An 18,507-nucleotide genomic window follows, 5' to 3' on the forward strand; every position below is an offset into this window, starting at 1 on the left:
ATGCACTAATCAGGTGGCTGATGAAGGGGGCAACTCTTAGGGTATCTGCAAAGCGGCGCGGCAATCACTTTCCCTAAGCCTCCATCAGTTCCCTCACTGCCATTTCTAACCCTGGCAGGTAGTGTTCGACCGCATTCCAAATCTGCTCCAAGTCAATGCCGCCCAGATAATTGTGAACCAACACATTCCGAAAACCCGCCAATGCCCGCCAATCTATGCCTGGCGCTTTTGCCTTCAATTCTTCAGACAGCCGCTGGGTCGATTCCGCCATCGTTTGCAACCGTCGCAACACCGCATCCTGAACCAATGCACTTGCCATAAACTCTGCTTTGCCATTGCGAGTATAGTTCTGAATCAGGGCGACACAATCCAAAATATGCTCTAAATAGATGCGATCGGTTTTGGGAGTCATAAGGGCTTCGCTTCTGCCAACACGCTCTCTCGAATCAACGGACTAATAGCCCGCTCTGTCAGCACATCGACCTTCCGTCCTAATAAATCCTGCCAATCCATCAGCAAGCCACCTGGAAACCAAGGTGTAATTCTTTCCAGATCGTAATCAATCAAAAAATCGATGTCGCTTTCCGAGGTTTCCTCACCCCGTACCACTGACCCAAACACACGAACATTAAACGCTCCATGCTGTGCCGCAACTTGCAAAATCTCTACTCGGTTTTCCCGCAATGTGTCTAGTAACGCCATCATTTTTACCACTTCGACTTGAAAAGATCGTTAATTTAGTCTTGTTCTCGATTTCACATTCCATAGTATTTTGCACTGAAACCTACTGTTAAAGGCGCTCCATCATATATGTGACTAACAAATATACTGACTGTTGTCATCTATGGGGGTACTCCTTCTGAATGATTATGCAGAAACTTCTTATACATTATGCTAATCCAGACAGATTAGAGGGAAAGTTCCCATATCCTCTCTACCATAATCCTCCGCTCTCTACCCCGATCGCCCCTTTCATTTGCATCAAGTGTGTCCAAGTCGATGAATTTGCGGTAAAAATGCTAGAAGCTCAGAAAAAACCTGAGAGAATATCTTACTGACTGTTCCCCAACCTAGTGCGGTTTAAACTCATGCTGGAGAGAAAAAAGAAGCAAGCGGTGGTTACGGGTGTGAGCTTAACCGCACTGACACTAGGTGCAGCAATATTTGTCCTACCCACCACAGGAATGTTGCCTAAACTGCCTATAGTCGGGCAATGGTTCCAAACCTTACCCAGTTCTGTAGTCATAGAAGCTGACCCAGCCGATCGCGCCTCTAAAGTTTTAGCCGCCGCCACATTGCCAATCGTGCAGCGATCGCCCATTCTTCAAGCTGCCACCCAGCAAGGATCAGGACTCGATCGCCAGCGCGCCAAATATTTGTTAGCCAGTGATTTAATCGAGCAAGGTAAAGGCGGTGCTGCCCTTCCGCTGCTTGAGCGCCTGGAAAATAGTTACTCTGTTTTGGCTCCCTACGTTTTGATTAGACGGGCACAGGCTTACACCCAAATGGGGGAGACGGCAAAGGCTGAAGCGACCTGGCAAGCATTGGTCAAAAACTATGGGGACGATCCAGCTTCAGTAGAAGGTTTATTTGTATTAGGCAAAAAGAATCCGCAGTTTTGGAATCAGGCGATCGCCCAGTTTCCCCGTCATCCTCGCACAGTTGAAATTGCCCAAACTCGCCTTAAGCAAAATCCTAAGCAGCCTCAGCTTCTCCTCATTACTGCACAGGCGCTATATGCTCCCGATCTGGTTTCAGCGCTCGATCGCTTAAAAACCGAGTACGCAGCCCAGCTTAAGCCCGAACACTGGGAGGCGATCGGCTTTGGCTATTGGGAAAAACAAGAATACGCTAAAGCCGCCGAAGCCTATGCCAAGGCTCCTAGTACGCCGCTGACTCTTTATCGAGCGGGACGAGGAATGCAGCTAGAAGGCAAAATTACTGCCTCGGTTCTTGCTTACCAGAGGCTCCTTAAAGCGTATCCTGATGCCGACGAATCAGGAACCGCATTGTTAAAGCTAGCAGAAATGAATGCTCTGCCTGAAAATGCCGTGCCCTACCTCGATCAGGCGATTAAGCGCTTTCCCAATAATGCGGCTGAGGCACTGGCAGCTAAGTCGAATATTTTGCAAGAAATTAATAGCCCTAAGTCGTCTATTCAGGCGCGGCAGTCTGTCCTCAGCCAATATAGCTCGTCGGAAGCAGCAGCAGAAATTCGCTGGAAGCAAGCAGAGGCAAATGCTAAAAAAGGCGATGCTAGAGCGGCTTGGGAATGGGCGCGACAGTTGGCACAGGAAAATCCTAGTAGCAAACTTGCTCCTAAAGCTGCTTTTTGGGTAGGCAAGTGGGCAGCCCAAGTGGGGCGCAAGGAAGATGCCGCTGACTCTTTTCGATACGTGTTGGCAAACTATCCCGAGTCTTACTATGCTTGGCGATCGGCGGTTTACCTGGGCTGGGATGTAGGAGACTTTACCACCGTTCGCCAAAAACTCCCCCCAATTACCAAGCCTCAAGTAAACGCCACACCGCCCATTGGCTCTGCTGCCCTGCGCGAGCTTTACCAGTTGGGGCAATACCGCGACGCTTGGACGCTTTGGCAAACTGAATTTAAGAACCGCCAGCAGCCGTCTGTAACTGAGCAATTTACCGATGGATTAATGCGGCTAGGCATCAATGACAACCTGGAGGGGATTTTTATGATCTCTAACCTTGACGAGCGAGAGAAGCCAGCCGATCGCCAGGAACACGAGCAACTTCAGCAACAGCGATCGCATTGGGAGGCGTTGTATCCCTTTCCCTATGAAGCGACGATCGCTCAATGGTCGCAGCAGCGCCAAATTAATCCTCTTCTTGTAACGGGACTAATTCGTCAAGAATCGCGCTTTGAAACTAAAATCCGCTCCGTTGCCGATGCGGTTGGGTTGATGCAAATAATCCCGGATACGGCTGATTTTGTGGCTGAGCAAAACGGCATGAAAAAGTTTAACCTGGAAGACCCCAACGATAACATCAAACTTGGCACCTGGTACTTAGACTATACCCATCAGGAATACGATAATAATTCACTATTTGCGGTTGCCAGCTACAACGCAGGGCCGGGTGCCGTTGCTGGGTGGATTCAAGAGTTTGGTTTTACCGATCCTGATAAGTTTGTCACGCAAATTCCCTATCCTGAAACTCAAGGCTACGTAGAATTTGTGTTTGAAAATTACTGGAATTATTTGCGGCTTTATAACCCAGAGGTTTCGGAAAAACTTGCACAGGTTTCGCAAAAACAAGCAGTGTTAGGAAAAGCACAATAAAAACAGGTGCGATAAACTGCGAGAATGAAGTGGCTGAGCGTCTTGCGATCGCTGAGTTCATTATTTATTAAAAGTCGTATTCTTTGAAAGTTAGCTCGTGCCAAATCCTGCGATCGTCGTCTTGAATCAACAGAGTGTTTCTCTAGCCCACCGAATTAAAGCTGTTCTGCCCCATGCAGTTATTTATGGCTTGTGCGATCGCACCACCGAGGTTGATATCAGCTTTACCCAATTTGGTGAAACCCTGCGCGAACTATTTACTCACGGCACACCGATTATTGGCATTTGCGCCGCCGGAATCTTAATTCGTACCTTAGCGCCTCTACTCTCCGACAAACGACAAGAACCGACCGTTTTAGCCGTTGCCGAAGATGGTAGTGCCGTTGTTCCTCTGTTAGGAGGACTGCACGGAGTAAATGATTTAGCGCGTCAAATAGCTGTTGTTTTTGACGTATCTCCAGCTATTACTACTACAGGTGATATTCGGTTTCGGACTGCGTTACTAGATCCACCTCAAGGATATCATCTTGCTAATCCTGATCAGGCTAAATCATTTATCTCGGATCTGTTGTCTGGAGCAAGCGTAAAGATAGAAGGAATAGCACCTTGGTTGAGTAATAGTCACTTGCCGATCGCCAGTGATGGATCGTTAACAATACAAGTCACAGAGCGATCGCTGCTACCGTCCTCCAACTGTTTAATTTACCATCCGAAAACTATAGCGATCGCCCTTAATAACGCCCTTAGCCCAGATCCCGAAATTGCGATCGCCTTCATTCGTCAAAAGCTGATAGAACTTAGTCTTTCTCCGACTGCGATCGCTGCCATTTTTGCCCTCGAACTTGATGCCGGACACCCTGGAATCGCCGCGATCGCTCAAGCATTTAACGTTTCTACCCGCTTTTTTCAACCGGATCAGCCCGCCTGGACAGTCGAAACGGTAGCGATGACAGCGGTCGGGGCATCAGGTCAACTCGTCTTGAATGAGGCGGAATGCGCGATCGCCCTCGCACCTCTACCGCTCAATGTGAACGCGATCGGACGAGCACAGGGACGACTGGCGATCGTCGGGACAGGGCCCGGCAGCGCTGAGTGGATGTCGCCGCAGGTAAAAGAATTGTTGAAGTCTGCGACCGATTGGGTCGGATATAGCACGTATCTCAACTTGGTGGAACCCTTACGACAAGGACAGCAGCGCCATGAGTCCGACAATCGGGTGGAGTTAGACCGGGCGCGGCAGGCATTGGATTTGGCAGCAGAAGGGCGATCGGTGGCGTTAATTTCATCCGGTGATCCAGGCATTTACGCGATGGCAACAGCAGTTTTTGAAGTGATTGAACAAGACGCGAAACCAGAATGGCAGCGGTTAGAGATTCAGGTTGCTCCCGGCATTTCGGCAATGCAAGCGGCGGCGGCACAAGTGGGCGCACCGATTGGGCATGACTTCTGTACTATTTCCTTATCCGACATTTTGAAGCCCTGGGCAGTCATTGAACAACGCATTCTAGCTGCTGCTCAAGCCGATTTAGTGATTGCTTTTTACAACCCTATTTCCAGCCAACGAACTTGGCAATTGGCAAAAGCAAAAGAACTGCTGTTACAAGTGCGATCGCACCAAACTCCAGTCATTTTGGCGCGTAACTTGGGTAGATCGAAACAGGCGATCGTCGTCACTACGCTCGATCAATTTCAGCCTGAAACTGCGGATATGCGAACCATTATTCTAATAGGTTCAAGCAAAACCCGAATCATTCAACGCCCCTACGGAAAAGTTTGGGTCTACACGCCTCGCTGGTATGAAGGTTAAGATTTAGTCGTTCAAGTGTACTATAATTTCAAGCAGATTCGCTTTGAGGCAAAATAGAGATACGAGGCAAGAGTAGAGATATCCAATGGATTATTCCACCATGAGCCAGCGACCTTATTCCATTCCCCAAACCGATCCGCCGCTTTCTCCGCGAGAAACGCTGCCCACCATGTATGACTTGCCCAGCGAAGACCCGGAGGAACCTGGTTTGCCCGACGAATTTCACGATCTTCAGCCCCAGTTATTAAGCGCAACGCTACGTCTGCAAAATTACGCTAAAGACCAAATCTTTACAGGCACAGATTTAAACCTGTACTACGATGTCCATCATCCTTTGTGGCATAAGCGCCCCGACTGGTTTCTGGCTTTGGGTGTGCCACGGCTTTACGATGGAAAAGATTTGCGGGCTAGCTATGTGGTTTGGCAGGAAGGGGTTAATCCTTTCGTAGTAGTGGAATTGCTATCGCCTGGAACCGAGGATGAAGATTTAGGCAGATTTGCTGAATCAAATGCTGATATACCATTAGGCGAATCCATCCCCGCGCCTGACTCCAGCCCCGCGCCGTCAAATGGGCAATCGACTAAAGCTGTTCCGCCTGGAAAATGGCAGGTCTATGAACAGATTTTACGGATTCCTTACTATGTCGTCTTTAGCCGATACAACAATCGCGTCCGAGCATTTCGTCTCGTGGGCGGTCACTATCAAGAGCAAAATCTTGACACCAGCAATCCTCGCGTCTGGATTCCCGAACTAGATTTAGGTTTAGGCTTATGGGAAGGTGAGTTCGACGGCATTGAGCGATCGTGGCTGCGCTGGTACGATACTGATGGAAACTGGGTTTTAACAGAAGCAGAGCATCAGCAACAGCGAGCAGAACGCCAACGCCAACGGGCAATTCAAGAGCGACAACGGGCGGAGCAAGAGCAACAACGGGCAGAACAACAACGACAAAGGGCAGAGCAAGAGCAACAACGGGCAGAACAACAACAACAAAGGGCAGAGCAAGAGCAACAACGGGCAGAACAACAACGACAAAGGGCAGAGCAAGAGCAACAACGGGCAGAACAACAACGACAAAGGGCAGAGCAAGAGCAACAACGGGCAGATACAGCAGAAGATCAACTGAGGCAGGTGGTGATGAATTTGTTGCAAGCAAACTTATCAGTCGCTCAGGTGGCGAATATGACTGGGCTGACTGAGGATCAAGTCAGACAGATGGGTTGATGATGGCTGTCGATAAGTTTGCGTTTATGCACCAAGCTCTCGAAAAACGATCGCCCACTCAACGACGATCGCTGCAACCACTCATCCCTCAAGATGCTGTGCATATATTGCAGGAGGGGCGATCGCTCCTTAACTTTAGTAATAATGATTATTTAGGTTTATCTAAACATCCAATCTTAATCCAAACGGCTCAGGAATATATCAGTCAATATGGAACGGGTGCAACTGCCTCTCGGTTAGTAACAGGAACTTACGATATTCATGAGCAAGTTGAGCAACAGTTAGCGATGGCTTGTGGACGCGAAGCCTCACTGTTGCTCAATTCTGGATTTCAGGCAAATTCAACGATTCTACCTCTGTTGGTCGATCGCCAGTCGTTGGTATTATGCGATCGGCTAGTTCATAATAGTATTCTTCAAGGGGTTCTTTCTAGTAAAGCTAGACTTGTCCGCTACCATCATAATGACTTGCACCATCTAGAAAAATTGCTTCAACAAGCTCATCAAAAAACATATAGCCGAATCCTAATTGCTTCTGAAACAATTTTTAGTATGGACGGTGATATCAGCGATATAGAGGAACTAATTCGACTTGCAAAAGAATACAACGCTATCCTTTATATTGACGATGCCCACGCTGTTGGCGTGATGGGAATAAATGGCATGGGTTTAGCTAGTCATCGTTCTGATATTGATGTGGTCATTGGCACGTTTGGTAAGGCGTTCGGATCAGCAGGAGCTTATGTTACTTGCTCCCATGTTATTCGGGATTATTTAATTAACTTTTGTCCTGGATTTATCTATACAACGGGTTTGCCGCCCGGAACGGTAGGCGCGATCGCCGCTGCTCTCACTCTCATTCCTACGTTGAATTTAGAACGTCAACACCTCGCTCAAATCGCTGTATCTCTGCGATCGCAATTACAGCAAATCGGTTACGACACTGGAAATTCTTGCTCCCACATTATTCCGCTAATACTTGGTGATGAGGCAAAAACCCTGAGACTAGCGCAATGGCTCAAAGAACACGGAATGCTAGCGATCGCCATTCGTCCGCCCACTGTTGCCCCCGGAACAGCACGAATTCGGTTGGCATTATCAAGCGCTCACACCACGATCCAGATCAATGATTTAATTAATTGCCTGAAATTGTTTGAAGGATGAGGATGCCGACCACTATTATTGCGTATCATGGTTGGGGGTTTGACCAGACTTGCTGGCAGCCGTGGAAAGATTTATTGGCTCAACGAGGAGAAGATTTACTGATAAGCGATCGCGGCTATTTTAATTCTCCAGCCTTGCCCATTGCTGCTAATACAAACCATAGAACCATTCTTTTCGTGCATTCTTATGGGCTACATCTCTGTCCTTCTGAACAACTCCACCGTGCAGATTTATTAGTCGTTTTTAGCAGTTTCCTTTCCTTCCATCCTCAATTAGAGGCAAAAAAAAGGCGATCGCTGTTGATGCTTTCTCAGATGATGACTCAGTTTAAAGCTAATCCTCAAACTGTTCTAGAGGCATTCAGAACGAAGTGTTATCATCCTGTTTTGTGGGAGCGATCGCCTGATTCTAGCAAGGCTATTAATTCTGAATTACTACTGCATGATCTGGAGAGTTTAAGTGCTTGTTTGTTAGATGTTTCTCTTTTGAAGAAAATTCCCAAAATTCTAATTTTGCATGGTGTTCAAGACCGAATAGTTTCAGTTGAAAAAGGGCGAGAACTTTCTGCACATCTGCCCGATAATAGTCAATACATTGAAATTGAACAGGCGGGACACGGTTTGCCATTTACCCATATTGATGTCTGTTGGTCATGGCTTTGTCGAAGGTTGGGCGCAGAATGAACGATAAGTCTGAGAAACTGAAAATTGCCCAAAGTTTTGGACAAGCGGCATTAACGTACCATGCTGAAGCATCGTTACAAAAAAACTGCGCGACAAAACTTTTAGCTCTGCTGGAATCATGGGAAGTGCCTTCAGGAGTGTTGTTAGAGATAGGTTGCGGAACAGGTTTTTTAACTCAGGAATTGTGCGATCGCTTCCCTAATCACCCGTTCCAAGTCACTGATCTCTCAGCCGAGATGTTGCACTTTTGCCAAGCCCATTTACAGATCGCACCCGATCGCGCTCCAGTCTCGTTTCGGCAGATGGATGGTGAAACGCTAGAGGGTAATGAACGCTATGGATTAATTGTGGCGAATTTTGTCATTCAGTGGTTTAAGCATCCTGTAGAAAGTTTATTAGGTTGGCTAGAACGATTGAAGCCTACTGGAATTCTATGCTTAGCATTTCCAACTTGTGATTCTTTTCCAGAGTGGCGGCAGGCTTGTGAATCTCTCCAAATTCCGTTCACGGCAAATTCACTACCCAATTCTCAGTTTTTAATACAAGCGTTATCTAAGGTGTCCCAAGATTCATATTTGCAAGAGGAGATATTCTGTACAACACATCGGAACGCGAGTGATTTTTTTAGAGGGCTAAAATCTATAGGAGCTAGCGTGAATACTTCAAAACAAAAGTCATCTGTCGTTGAGATGAAGAAGTTGATTCGATATTGGGATGGTAACGTTAATAAAATGGGAGAAAATAATGTTTTACAAGTTCATCATCATGTCGCTTTTTTGTTGATTCAACGATAAATTATTACATCTGTTTTTTAGTGAATAGGCGATCGCCCCTTGTAAAATTCTATCTCTCTCCTATGCTCTTCCCTCCCCAATTTTTCATCACCGGAACCGACACTAACATCGGTAAAACCGTCGTCTCTGCTCTGCTCACTTTAGGTTTACGCTATGCCTACTGGAAGCCCGTCCAATCCGGTTTAACCCCCATCACCGACACCGAATTTATCCGCTCTGCCACAGGCTTAGATGCCTCCTACTTTATACCAGAGCGCTACCGCCTTACCCAATCGCTCTCGCCCCACGCTGCCGCAAAAATTGATAGCGTTAAGATTGCCCTCAGCGATTTTCAACTCCCCGCAACCGACAAACCCGGCTTAATCGTCGAAGGCGCTGGCGGATTAATGGTGCCCCTGAATGATCAAGATTTAATGATTGATTTAATTCGATCGCTCAACCTACCTGTGTGTCTCGTCACCCGCAGTACGCTCGGCACAATTAACCACACGTTGATGTCGATCGCTACCCTCCAGCACGCTAAAATTCCAATTCTAGGTGTCATTATTAATGGGCAAAAGAATCAAAGTAATCGAGAGGCGATCGCCCATTATGGTAAAGTTCCCATACTTGCTGAACTAGAGCCACTTGTTACCATCACCCCCGCCACCCTCAAAGTAGCATTCCAGCAATTGTTTTAAAAATGCACAGAGCATACTCTCTACTATTCGTTTCTCTATGTCTCATCCCAACATTTGGTATCCCTTCGCTCAAGCTAAAACCGAACTTGCTCCTATTAAAATTAAGTCGGCACAAGGCATTTGGCTAGAGCTAGAAGATGGCTCTAAAATCATGGATTGTATTTCAAGCTGGTGGGTTAATTTGCACGGTCATGCTCACCCTAAAATTGCCGAAGCGATTTACAAACAAGCGCAACAGTTAGAACACGTTATTTTTGCAGGATTTACCCACGATCCAGCAGAGCAATTAGCAGAGGCTTTAATCGCTAAATTACCTCCAGGTTTTAGCCGAGTTTTTTTTAGTGATAACGGCTCTACGGCGGTGGAAGTTGCGCTAAAAATGGCGTATCAATATTGGGTTAACCATAATCAAAAACGGCAGACTTTTCTTGCGTTTGAAGGCTCCTATCACGGTGATACCATAGGTGCGATGTCGGTGGGAGGGCGATCGCTGTTTTCGGATGTATATCGATCGCTGCTATTTGATGTTGAGTATCTGCCCTTTCCTGATACCTACTTTGGAGACACGCTAATTGAAGAAAAAGAAGAACGTATTTTAGAGCAACTTCGAGGAAAGATAAATCACTCTCCAGAACAATATGCAGGAATAATTGTTGAACCGCTGGTGCAAGGTGCGGGCGGAATGCGGATGTGTAGACCTGAGTTTATTCAAAACCTTAGAAAAATTGCAGATGAATTTAACACTCTATTAATATTTGATGAAGTGATGGTGGGGTTTGGGCGAACAGGAGATTGGTTTGCTTGTCGGAAAGCCAATGTTACACCTGATATCATCTGTTTGTCTAAGGGTTTAACAGGCGGCACATTACCGCTATCAGTGACAGTTTGTTCTGAGAAAATTTATGATGCATTCTACAGCGATGATCCCTTAAAAGCTTTGTATCACGGGCATAGCTATACGGCGAATCCTTTAGGCTGTGCAGTGGCACTCGCTTCGATGGAATTACTGATCGAAAATGAAACAGCTTTTCGCCAAATGGAACAACTGCACTGGACACACCTCCAGCCCTTGCTAGATCATCCTAAGCTAGAGCGTTTGCGAGTGATGGGAACTATTGCCGCGATCGATATTATTTCTGAGCAACCGGGATATTTAAACCCAATTTCGCTGCATATTCGGCAACAGGCGATCGCCCATAAACTCCTGCTGCGACCGCTTGGAAATGTCCTATACTTACTCCCGCCCTACTGCATTACCGCCGATGAATTGGCGCTTGCTTACCAGGGTATTACCGCCATTTTAGAAACGGTGTGAAACGGTATGATGTGTACCGACCTCTCCGCACAATCTCCTCAAACGATTCCCCATGGCTGATATTCGTCACGACTGGACTACCGCAGAAATCCAAGACCTTCTGCACCAACCGCTTTTAGACTTGGTTTATCGCGCCCAAACTTTGCATCGGCAATATAGCGATCGCCAAATTCAGCTTGCTACATTGCTGAGTGTCAAAACTGGTGGGTGTGCTGAAAACTGCGCCTATTGTCCCCAGTCTGCCCACTACGAAACCACTGTCCAAAAGCAGCCGACTCTGCCCGTAGCGGAAGTTTTAGCGTCTGCGCAAAAAGCCAAGGATTTAGGAGCCAGCCGCTTTTGCATGGGCTGGGCATGGCGCGAAATTCGGGACGGCGAAGCGTTCGACCAAATGCTAGAGATGGTGCAAGGTGTCAAGAAGCTGGGTCTGGAGGCGTGCGTCACGGCGGGAATGCTGAATGAATCTCAGGCGCAACGGTTGGCAGCAGCAGGCTTGACGGCATACAACCATAATTTAGATACCAGCCCCGAAAACTACGACAATATTATTACCACACGCACCTATGGCGATCGTCTCCAAACCCTCGACCATGTGCGGCAATCAGGCGTTCAGGTCTGCTGTGGCGGCATTATTGGCTTGGGTGAAACCTGGGGCGATCGCGCTCAAATGCTGCAAGTTCTCGCTACCCTGCAACCCCATCCTGAAAGCGTTCCGATTAATGCCCTCGTTGCCGTTGCCGGAACGCCCCTAGCCGATCAGCCGCCCGTTGATCCGTTTGACTTGGTGCGAATGTGCGCCACTGCCCGTATCCTCATGCCCAAAGCGCGAGTAAGGTTGAGTGCAGGGCGATCGCGGTTATCGGATGAGGCACAAGTTCTTTGTTTTTTGGCAGGGGCAAACTCAATTTTTTACGGCGATAAGCTATTAACCACAGAAAATCCAGATCAAGATAGCGATCGCCAGCTTTTAGAAAAAATTGGAGCGTTAGAAGAGCGGACTCTAGCTTCTGGGTACTCTAAATAGTTACCTAATCGAGTCCAGCAATTCCTTCCTATGGCACAAGATAATAGCTTGGCGAAAGCGCGTAATGTTGCTGCGCTCAGTGGGTTGAACGTATTTCGTGATTCTGTCGGGCGCAAGGATAAAAACGATTTCTATACCTTCACGCTCAATCGCAGCAGTAGCTTTACTCTGAACCTGTCTCAGTTGAAAAACAACGTTAATGTTGAGCTAATTCAAGCGGGTCAGACGCTTCTAAAATCTGCCAGATCTGGGAAGAAACCTGAGGCGATCGCCACCACTTTATCCGCCGGAACTTACCATATCCGGGTTTATCGCGGTCGTAACGACAGCAAATATCGTCTTCAATTAAGCGCATCGCCTATTGCCTCAGCAGTTGACTCTCCCTTATCTGATCCTAATCCGGTAGGAGGTAGCCTTGAGCCACCGCCTATTGTCCCCATTCCGCGTGTTCCCATTCCCCAATTGCTCTCAACCAGTGGATCAGAAATCGGTTCCATTGACCCTACCACTGGTATCTTTTCGCCCTTAGCAAATATCAGCACCTCGTACAACGACATTGCCTCCGCTCCGAACGGTGGGCTGTTTGGGGTTTCATCTAATTCGCTCTACCAAATTGATCCAGCGACAGGTGGGTCATCCCGTGTTGGCAGTCTGGGCACCTTCATAAACATGAATTCTCTGGCGTTTACACCCTCTAACAACCTTTATGCAGCGGGTGGATCAGGGTTCTATTTCATTAATACTGCTACTGGGACAGCTTCACTCGTTGCCAACATTCCAGGCTTCAACAGTAGTGGCGATTTGCTTTACGATGATGCCTCCGGTCGATTTTTAGCCACCTCAAATGCTCCGTTCCCAACCAAAGATTCTCTGTACTCCATCGGGCTAGGTGGTGATGCTACAGTGATTGGTAGCGTTGGGTTTGACAGCGTTTGGGGATTAGCGATCGCCAAGGGCACTCTGTACGGCTATACCTCCAACCGTCTGCAAATTATCATCAATCCCACCACTGGCATGGGAAAATTCGATCGAATGGTTACTGGAACTGTCAATCAAATCTATGGAGCGACTTAATATAGACGGTTCTACAGATACTTAGACTGATACGCTGAGTTTCACCTCGAACCGTTGCCAAGCTTCAGGTTCGAGGACTTGGGTAGAGAGTTGCTTTTGCGCCAAGAGCGATCGCAATTCATCTGCTCCACCCTCAGCTTTTAACACCGACATCAACAGCCCCTCAAACGAAATATCACCGCCCGCCGCTGTCGGCAACATTACTTGAGGTCTTAGCCATTCTGCCGCCTCAACCGCACTAGCGCTCCCCTTAATCACAGAGCCTAGCAGTGGCAGCTTGAGATCAATAATGGGCGTAATCACTATATCAACTGGAGCCACATCTTTAAGCGTAGGAGAATGATAACCATGAGGCTCATAGTAAAGCTTAGTATTCTGCGCCAAATCCGTCAGTAGATAGCCATTTTCCACTAGCGTCGGCCCTACCGGCGATCCAGGGAATGCCCGGATTTGTACCTGATCTGCCAGAGTAAATGTCTCGCCGTGAGCGATCGCCGTAACCTGCGTATAGCCCATTTTCTCAACTACTTTTGCTCCGCCGGGTGAACCCACAACAGGAATAGCGCGATCGAGTTTCTCCAATGTTGGCGGGTGCGCGTGATCGGGTAATCCTTGAGACAGTAGGATTAGATCAATGTCTTGGGGGATGGGGCGAGCGATGTTTTTTTTACCCTCAAATAGCCAGGTTAGGTTGCCGAAGCTGAGAGAACCAACCAGCCAGGGGTCTAACAAGATCCGTTTTCCACCCATTTCAATGAGCCAAGAATTGCTGTCTAGCCAGGTCAGATACATTGCATTTTCCTAAAGCGTATTTGAACATATTGTAACAATTTATAAAGTCCCAAAATTGCAGAAAGGGCGATCGATAAACTATTTACGCAAGGAAAGGAAAAGCGACTCGTAGGCAAATACTCACAAAACCCACTTAATAATTCACCTTTTTGACTAATATTTTTCATAGTTTTATGAATAGGGGGGTTACACCCCTCACCCTATTGGTGCCATAATGTGTCCTGTAGATGCACCCTGATGGTTGGGAGAGTTTGCAAACGCTCTCCCTTTTTTACACCCATTTCTAAAACATTCGCAATCTGTATTAGAAATAGGTCTGGGGTTAGGCACAATTAGCAATGCTCAACATTTATGCTAAAGAAGAATGCTTCATCTACATATCTCGTGAATCAACCGACTGTATTGAACCCGTTCTTTTCACTTTCGTACGAGCCAGCTTTAGAGAGCTTGGGCGAAGATTATGGCGATCGCGTCACTGCCGAAGCTTTTCCCCAGCATACCCTGCGGTTTCGCAACGATGACATTTTTCCTATCCTGGGGCTAGACCCACAGAAGGTTACTGATGATCATTTTACCGAAGCCTTTGGCGCTTTTGCCGGATCGCAGCCCTGCCTTGCCCTCCGCTACCACGGCTATCAGTTTGGGGATTATAACCCTCAACTAGGCGACGGACGAGGATTTCTGTATGGGCAAGTGCGGGGCACAGATGGCGAATTGTACGACTTTGGCACCAAAGGTTCGGGCAGAACGCCCTACTCACGGGGTGGCGATGGGCGGCTAACGTTGAAAGGAGGAGTGCGGGAAGTGCTGGCGGCTGAAATGCTGTACCGCTTGGGGGTGAGAACTTCTCGGTGTCTTAGTCTAGTGGAGACAGGGGAAGGACTTTGGCGGGGAGATGAACCTTCGCCAACTCGCTCTTCAGTCATGGTAAGGTTTTCGCGATCGCACATTCGCTTTGGCACCTTTGAGCGACTGCATTATTTGGGGCGAAAAGATCTGATTAAAACGCTGTTAGATCACGTCATTAAGTATTACTATCCGCATCTGTTGAACAAGGATGATTCCTACGTTCGCTTCTATGCCGAGCTAGTCATGCGCGTTGCAGAACTGGCTGCCCAGTGGATGTCGGTTGGGTTTTGTCATGCCGTTTTGAATACCGACAATATGTCCATTACGGGCGAAAGCTTTGACTATGGCCCCTACGCTTTTATTAACCAATACGATCCACAATTCACTGCTGCCTATTTCGACTATTACGGACGGTACTGCTATGGCAACCAGCCCGGAGTATGCGTTTGGAATTTGCAAATGTTGCAAGTTCCCCTGAAAGCGGTTATTGACCCGATGGAAATGGAGTCGGCTTTGGCAGGGTTTTATTCGCATTTTCAAACGGTTTATCGGCAGCGCATGTTAAGTAAGCTAGGGCTTGAGATTGGCTTTGATGCGGTGTCTGAGGCGATCGCGGATGGGTTGTTGAAGCGAACGTTGCAGCTTTTGGGGGAAAGCAAGGCAGGGTATCACGACTTTTTTATGAGTTTAAGGGAGCAGTTTTCAGCAAGTTGGCGAGAGGATGAGGGAAAGATTTTTGAGCAAATTACTGGGACTTTAAGTGGAGACACTAGTTCTTTTGAGCAATGGCGATCGCTTTATTACCAAGTCTTAAATAGTCTGCCACCCAATGAAATGGAGGCGATTGCTCACCGACTAGCCCAGCATAATCCTACAACGGTGTTGATTAGACCGGAGATTGAAGCGGTGTGGGAGGCGATCGCCCAGGAAGACAATTGGCAACCGTTTCAAGATCTTTTGAGCCGGATTAAGCGATCGGTTGTGGAGTAGTGAAGACCTGATGCGATCGAAGTTCTCTGGTTGTGGTTAGATTCTGCGTTCATAGGTTCGCTGTAATGTCCTTGAATTTGGCATATTTTTCTGGAAAGTTATGCCACTTCTTGGTCTGTATTAGTCTGGCTTTCTAGGTACAAGGTGTGAGCGCTAAAGTCTTGTTCGTGGAGCCATTGCACACCGCCAAAGAAGGGTTTGACCTGTTTAAAGTATTGAATATTCTTCAGCTCTACAAAGATCCCTTTTTCTAAATAGGGACTAACATCGAAGCATTTTACCTCACCATTATCGAAGAATAGCCGTAGTGTGAAATCTGATAATGGTTCAACCTGTATAACTTTTGGAGACATAGGTTTGTTTCCTCCTAGCGCAATGGATCTACTCTAAACACTTGTTGTCCTTCAACTGCTAATTGCCAGTTTGCTATAAGTTCGTCTTGATGAATTTCAATCCATGCTTGAACTAACTTGAGTTTTGAGCTACGGATTTTCCCCTCTAGAAGATTGCCTTCTGGAATCGCCAATACTGCTTCGTCTTCTTGATATTTAACATGGATATGAGGCGTGTGATGCTTTTGGTTGTCAAAGTAGTACATCAAAACGACTATGCCATAAAACATAGAAATAACTGGCATGAGGAAAGAGCTAGAAAGCTTCTGAATCATACTCTATCAAACAGAAGGCTGGCGATCGCTACTCCATGATTTTACAGTGTCCTCAATTCCTGAAGAATGGCTTGGGTAAAGGGATGGTTAGAGAGGCGATCGCTCAGCAGCTAGCGCAACATAATCCCACAACGGTGCTAAGTTAGACCGGAGATTGAAGCAGTGTGGGAGGCGATCGCCCAGGAAGATAACTGGCAACCGTTTCAAGATCTTTTGAGCCGGATTAAGCGATCGATCATGTCGCCATAGCGATCGTCCTCTGCTTCAACGGCTCACATTCAGCCAATCTAACAGTAGCGTTATCTGTTGTGACTGCCGTTCTGACTTGCGGTAAGCTAACCAGATTGAGTTTGTGACGGCTTTAGTGGGCTGCAAAACCAACGTTAATTGGCGATCGCTAATCCACTCTGTGCAGAGATAGTCGGGTAGAATACTGTAGCCAAGTCCTTGGGCGATCGCTTCTCGAATACTGCGCAAATCTGGAATGATAAACTGAGGATTAACATCCAATCGCCTACCAAAAACGACGCGCCAAAACCGCCGAATAATGGGTAAATCTTCGCTGTAGGCGATCCAAGCTTTGGATCTGAGCCATTGTTCAAGAGCCGTCAAATCCATCTGCGTTGGATCTAGTGACTGGGGAACTACTGCGGTAGGAGGTCCGATTAGCCAAAAGTGCTCTTCAAAAATAAGCTGATATTCTAACTCTGGTTTGGCAATTTTTTGAGTGGCGATCGCACAATCAATCTGCTTGGCTAACAGTTGCTCAATCAGATCTTGCACCAGTCCAAACTGCGTTACTAATAAAGTATTTTCCAACTTCGGCAAACGTTCTAAAACATATTCACTAAAAAATTCCGTCGGCGTACCTAACCGAATCATCAAAGGCGCATCGGCGAAAGTTGCTTTAGTCGGAATCGATTCTAAGGCTTCGATCGCCGCCACCACGCGAGTATACAAACGCTTTCCTGCTTCAGTAGGCAGCATCCGTCGGGGCATCCGTTGAAATAGCACCATTCCTAGGGTCGATTCCAGCGCGGCAATATGCTGGCTTACAGCAGGTTGTGTCAGATGCAAGGCTTTCGCAGCGCCCGACACGGTTCCCACCCGATACACATCCACAAAGCTACGATACCATTCCAAATTAACCATAAATATATTTATAGAAAAGTGCAGTGTTCATTATTTGTATTTTAGATAGATTGCTTTTAGCATGAAGTTATTGAGCAAAGAAACGTCAAGCGATTTGCAAAAACTGTCTTCTACTGGAGTTTTTATCATGTCTCAGAAAGTTCTAATTGTTCTGACCAGCCACAATACACTGGGCGACACAGGCAAAGAAACCGGATTTTACCTATCAGAAGTTAGCCATCCGGTTGAGGTTTTCGATCGCGCAGGCTTAACGGTTGAATACGTCAGCCCTAAAGGTGGAAAAGCACCTATGACTGGCAGCGATCGCACTGATCCAATTAATGCAGCATTCCTCGACAATCCTGAAAAAATGGCGCAGGTCGAAAATACCCTGCATCCTACTCAAATTAATCCATCGGAGTATGCCGCAATTTTCTACGCAGGTGGACATGGCACCATGTGGGATTTTCCTGGGAATGGTGATCTTGCTCGGATTGCTGCCACCATCTATGAGCAGGGCGGCATCGTAGGCGCTGTCTGTCATGGCCCTGCTGGATTGGTCAATATTCAACTCTCAAACCAGGAATATTTAGTGGATGGAAAGACCGTTTCTGGCTTTACTAATGAGGAAGAGGCAGCAGTTGGATTGACCACAGTAGTACCGTTTCTGCTAGAGACAATGCTGATAGATCGCGGAGCAACGGTAGAAAAAGCGCCGAATTTTCAGGCAAAAACTGTAGTAAGCGATCGCTTAGTAACAGGACAAAATCCGGCATCCGCAGCAGGTGTGGGTGAACAGATCGTTGCGCTGTTGAAGCAAAAAATCTTCTAACCTTTGGACTTCCGCTTCCGTATAGATCAAGAGATACCTTATTCTCGAAGCTGCCCCATTCCAACCGTTCTAGCCTTACTGTCACTAGCGATCGCCCCTCCATATTCCAGAGTAATACGCTGATTAAACGATCGGCTGACTGCAAAGTGATGAGTACGGGAATGCTATTGAGAATTCCT

The 18,507-nt window shown here is 47.2% G+C and carries 18 protein-coding genes; 12 read left to right on the top strand and 6 right to left on the bottom strand.

The window, feature by feature from the left end:
- Positions 1-73: 73 nt before the first annotated feature.
- The gene (locus KME11_08435) at positions 74-412 is read right to left on the bottom strand and encodes a DUF86 domain-containing protein (protein ID MBW4515237.1); all 339 of its coding nucleotides are present in this window, start codon (positions 410-412) and stop codon (positions 74-76) included.
- Positions 409-702 carry a nucleotidyltransferase family protein gene (locus KME11_08440; protein MBW4515238.1) on the bottom strand — a complete coding sequence of 98 codons (294 nt, stop codon included), beginning with the start codon at positions 700-702 and terminating at the stop codon, positions 409-411. Before KME11_08440 ends, KME11_08435 begins: the two co-directional genes overlap by 4 nt.
- A gap of 386 nt (positions 703-1,088) precedes the next feature.
- On the opposite strand from KME11_08440, the gene KME11_08445 reads away from it, so the two are divergent.
- From KME11_08445 to KME11_08490, 10 genes are all read left to right on the top strand, one after another.
- Positions 1,089-3,302 (top strand): transglycosylase SLT domain-containing protein, encoded by a 2,214-nt coding sequence (locus tag KME11_08445; protein MBW4515239.1) that lies wholly within the window; start codon positions 1,089-1,091, stop codon positions 3,300-3,302.
- Between the two features lie 97 nt (positions 3,303-3,399).
- Positions 3,400-5,109 carry a precorrin-3B C(17)-methyltransferase gene (cobJ, locus tag KME11_08450; protein ID MBW4515240.1) on the top strand — a complete coding sequence of 570 codons (1,710 nt, stop codon included), beginning with the start codon at positions 3,400-3,402 and terminating at the stop codon, positions 5,107-5,109.
- An 85-nt stretch (positions 5,110-5,194) separates the two neighbouring features.
- Positions 5,195-6,334 carry a Uma2 family endonuclease gene (locus tag KME11_08455; GenBank protein ID MBW4515241.1) on the top strand — a complete coding sequence of 380 codons (1,140 nt, stop codon included), beginning with the start codon at positions 5,195-5,197 and terminating at the stop codon, positions 6,332-6,334.
- Complete coding sequence (locus KME11_08460) at positions 6,334-7,497, top strand: 8-amino-7-oxononanoate synthase (protein MBW4515242.1); 1,164 nt, start codon at positions 6,334-6,336, stop codon at positions 7,495-7,497. The genes KME11_08455 and KME11_08460 overlap by 1 nt, the downstream gene beginning before the upstream one ends.
- A gap of 2 nt (positions 7,498-7,499) precedes the next feature.
- Entirely contained in the window at positions 7,500-8,180 is a 681-nt protein-coding gene (locus KME11_08465; GenBank protein ID MBW4515243.1) for an alpha/beta hydrolase, read from the top strand.
- Positions 8,177-8,974, top strand: coding sequence for a methyltransferase (locus KME11_08470; GenBank protein MBW4515244.1), 798 nt, complete (start codon positions 8,177-8,179; stop codon positions 8,972-8,974). The genes KME11_08465 and KME11_08470 overlap by 4 nt, the downstream gene beginning before the upstream one ends.
- Positions 8,975-9,036: 62 nt before the next feature.
- The gene (gene bioD / locus KME11_08475; protein ID MBW4515245.1) at positions 9,037-9,654 is read left to right on the top strand and encodes a dethiobiotin synthase; all 618 of its coding nucleotides are present in this window, start codon (positions 9,037-9,039) and stop codon (positions 9,652-9,654) included.
- Positions 9,655-9,691: 37 nt separating this feature from the next.
- On the top strand, positions 9,692-10,969 hold the full coding sequence (bioA, locus tag KME11_08480) for an adenosylmethionine--8-amino-7-oxononanoate transaminase (protein MBW4515246.1): 1,278 nt from the start codon (positions 9,692-9,694) through the stop codon (positions 10,967-10,969).
- A gap of 52 nt (positions 10,970-11,021) precedes the next feature.
- Positions 11,022-11,993, top strand: a complete 972-nt coding sequence (gene bioB / locus KME11_08485; GenBank protein MBW4515247.1) for a biotin synthase BioB — start codon at positions 11,022-11,024, stop codon at positions 11,991-11,993.
- Between the two features lie 30 nt (positions 11,994-12,023).
- Complete coding sequence (locus KME11_08490) at positions 12,024-13,067, top strand: pre-peptidase C-terminal domain-containing protein (protein MBW4515248.1); 1,044 nt, start codon at positions 12,024-12,026, stop codon at positions 13,065-13,067.
- A 21-nt stretch (positions 13,068-13,088) separates the two neighbouring features.
- Here KME11_08490 and KME11_08495 read toward each other — a convergent pair whose 3' ends face one another.
- Positions 13,089-13,859: an MBL fold metallo-hydrolase gene (locus tag KME11_08495; protein MBW4515249.1), complete on the bottom strand. Its 771-nt coding sequence runs from the start codon at positions 13,857-13,859 to the stop codon at positions 13,089-13,091.
- 351 nt (positions 13,860-14,210) lie between these two features.
- On the opposite strand from KME11_08495, the gene KME11_08500 reads away from it, so the two are divergent.
- Positions 14,211-15,698 (top strand): YdiU family protein, encoded by a 1,488-nt coding sequence (locus KME11_08500; protein MBW4515250.1) that lies wholly within the window; start codon positions 14,211-14,213, stop codon positions 15,696-15,698.
- Between the two features lie 98 nt (positions 15,699-15,796).
- On the opposite strand, the gene KME11_08505 is transcribed toward KME11_08500, so the two are convergent.
- The 3 genes from KME11_08505 to KME11_08515 all read right to left on the bottom strand — a co-directional run bounded on the left by KME11_08505 (position 15,797) and on the right by KME11_08515 (position 17,517).
- Positions 15,797-16,051, bottom strand: coding sequence for a DUF2442 domain-containing protein (locus KME11_08505; protein ID MBW4515251.1), 255 nt, complete (start codon positions 16,049-16,051; stop codon positions 15,797-15,799).
- Between the two features lie 14 nt (positions 16,052-16,065).
- Positions 16,066-16,335 carry a DUF4160 domain-containing protein gene (locus KME11_08510; GenBank protein MBW4515252.1) on the bottom strand — a complete coding sequence of 90 codons (270 nt, stop codon included), beginning with the start codon at positions 16,333-16,335 and terminating at the stop codon, positions 16,066-16,068.
- A 294-nt stretch (positions 16,336-16,629) separates the two neighbouring features.
- A complete protein-coding gene (locus tag KME11_08515) occupies positions 16,630-17,517 on the bottom strand; it encodes a LysR family transcriptional regulator (GenBank protein ID MBW4515253.1) in 888 nt (295 codons plus the stop codon).
- Positions 17,518-17,644: 127 nt separating this feature from the next.
- Here KME11_08515 and KME11_08520 point away from each other — a divergent pair, with 127 nt between their 5' ends.
- Entirely contained in the window at positions 17,645-18,328 is a 684-nt protein-coding gene (locus KME11_08520) for a type 1 glutamine amidotransferase domain-containing protein (protein ID MBW4515254.1), read from the top strand.
- The last annotated feature ends 179 nt before the right edge of the window (positions 18,329-18,507 follow it).

Origin of the sequence: Timaviella obliquedivisa GSE-PSE-MK23-08B (genome assembly GCA_019358855.1) — a bacterium.
Taxonomy (GTDB): domain Bacteria; phylum Cyanobacteriota; class Cyanobacteriia; order Elainellales; family Elainellaceae; genus Timaviella; species Timaviella obliquedivisa.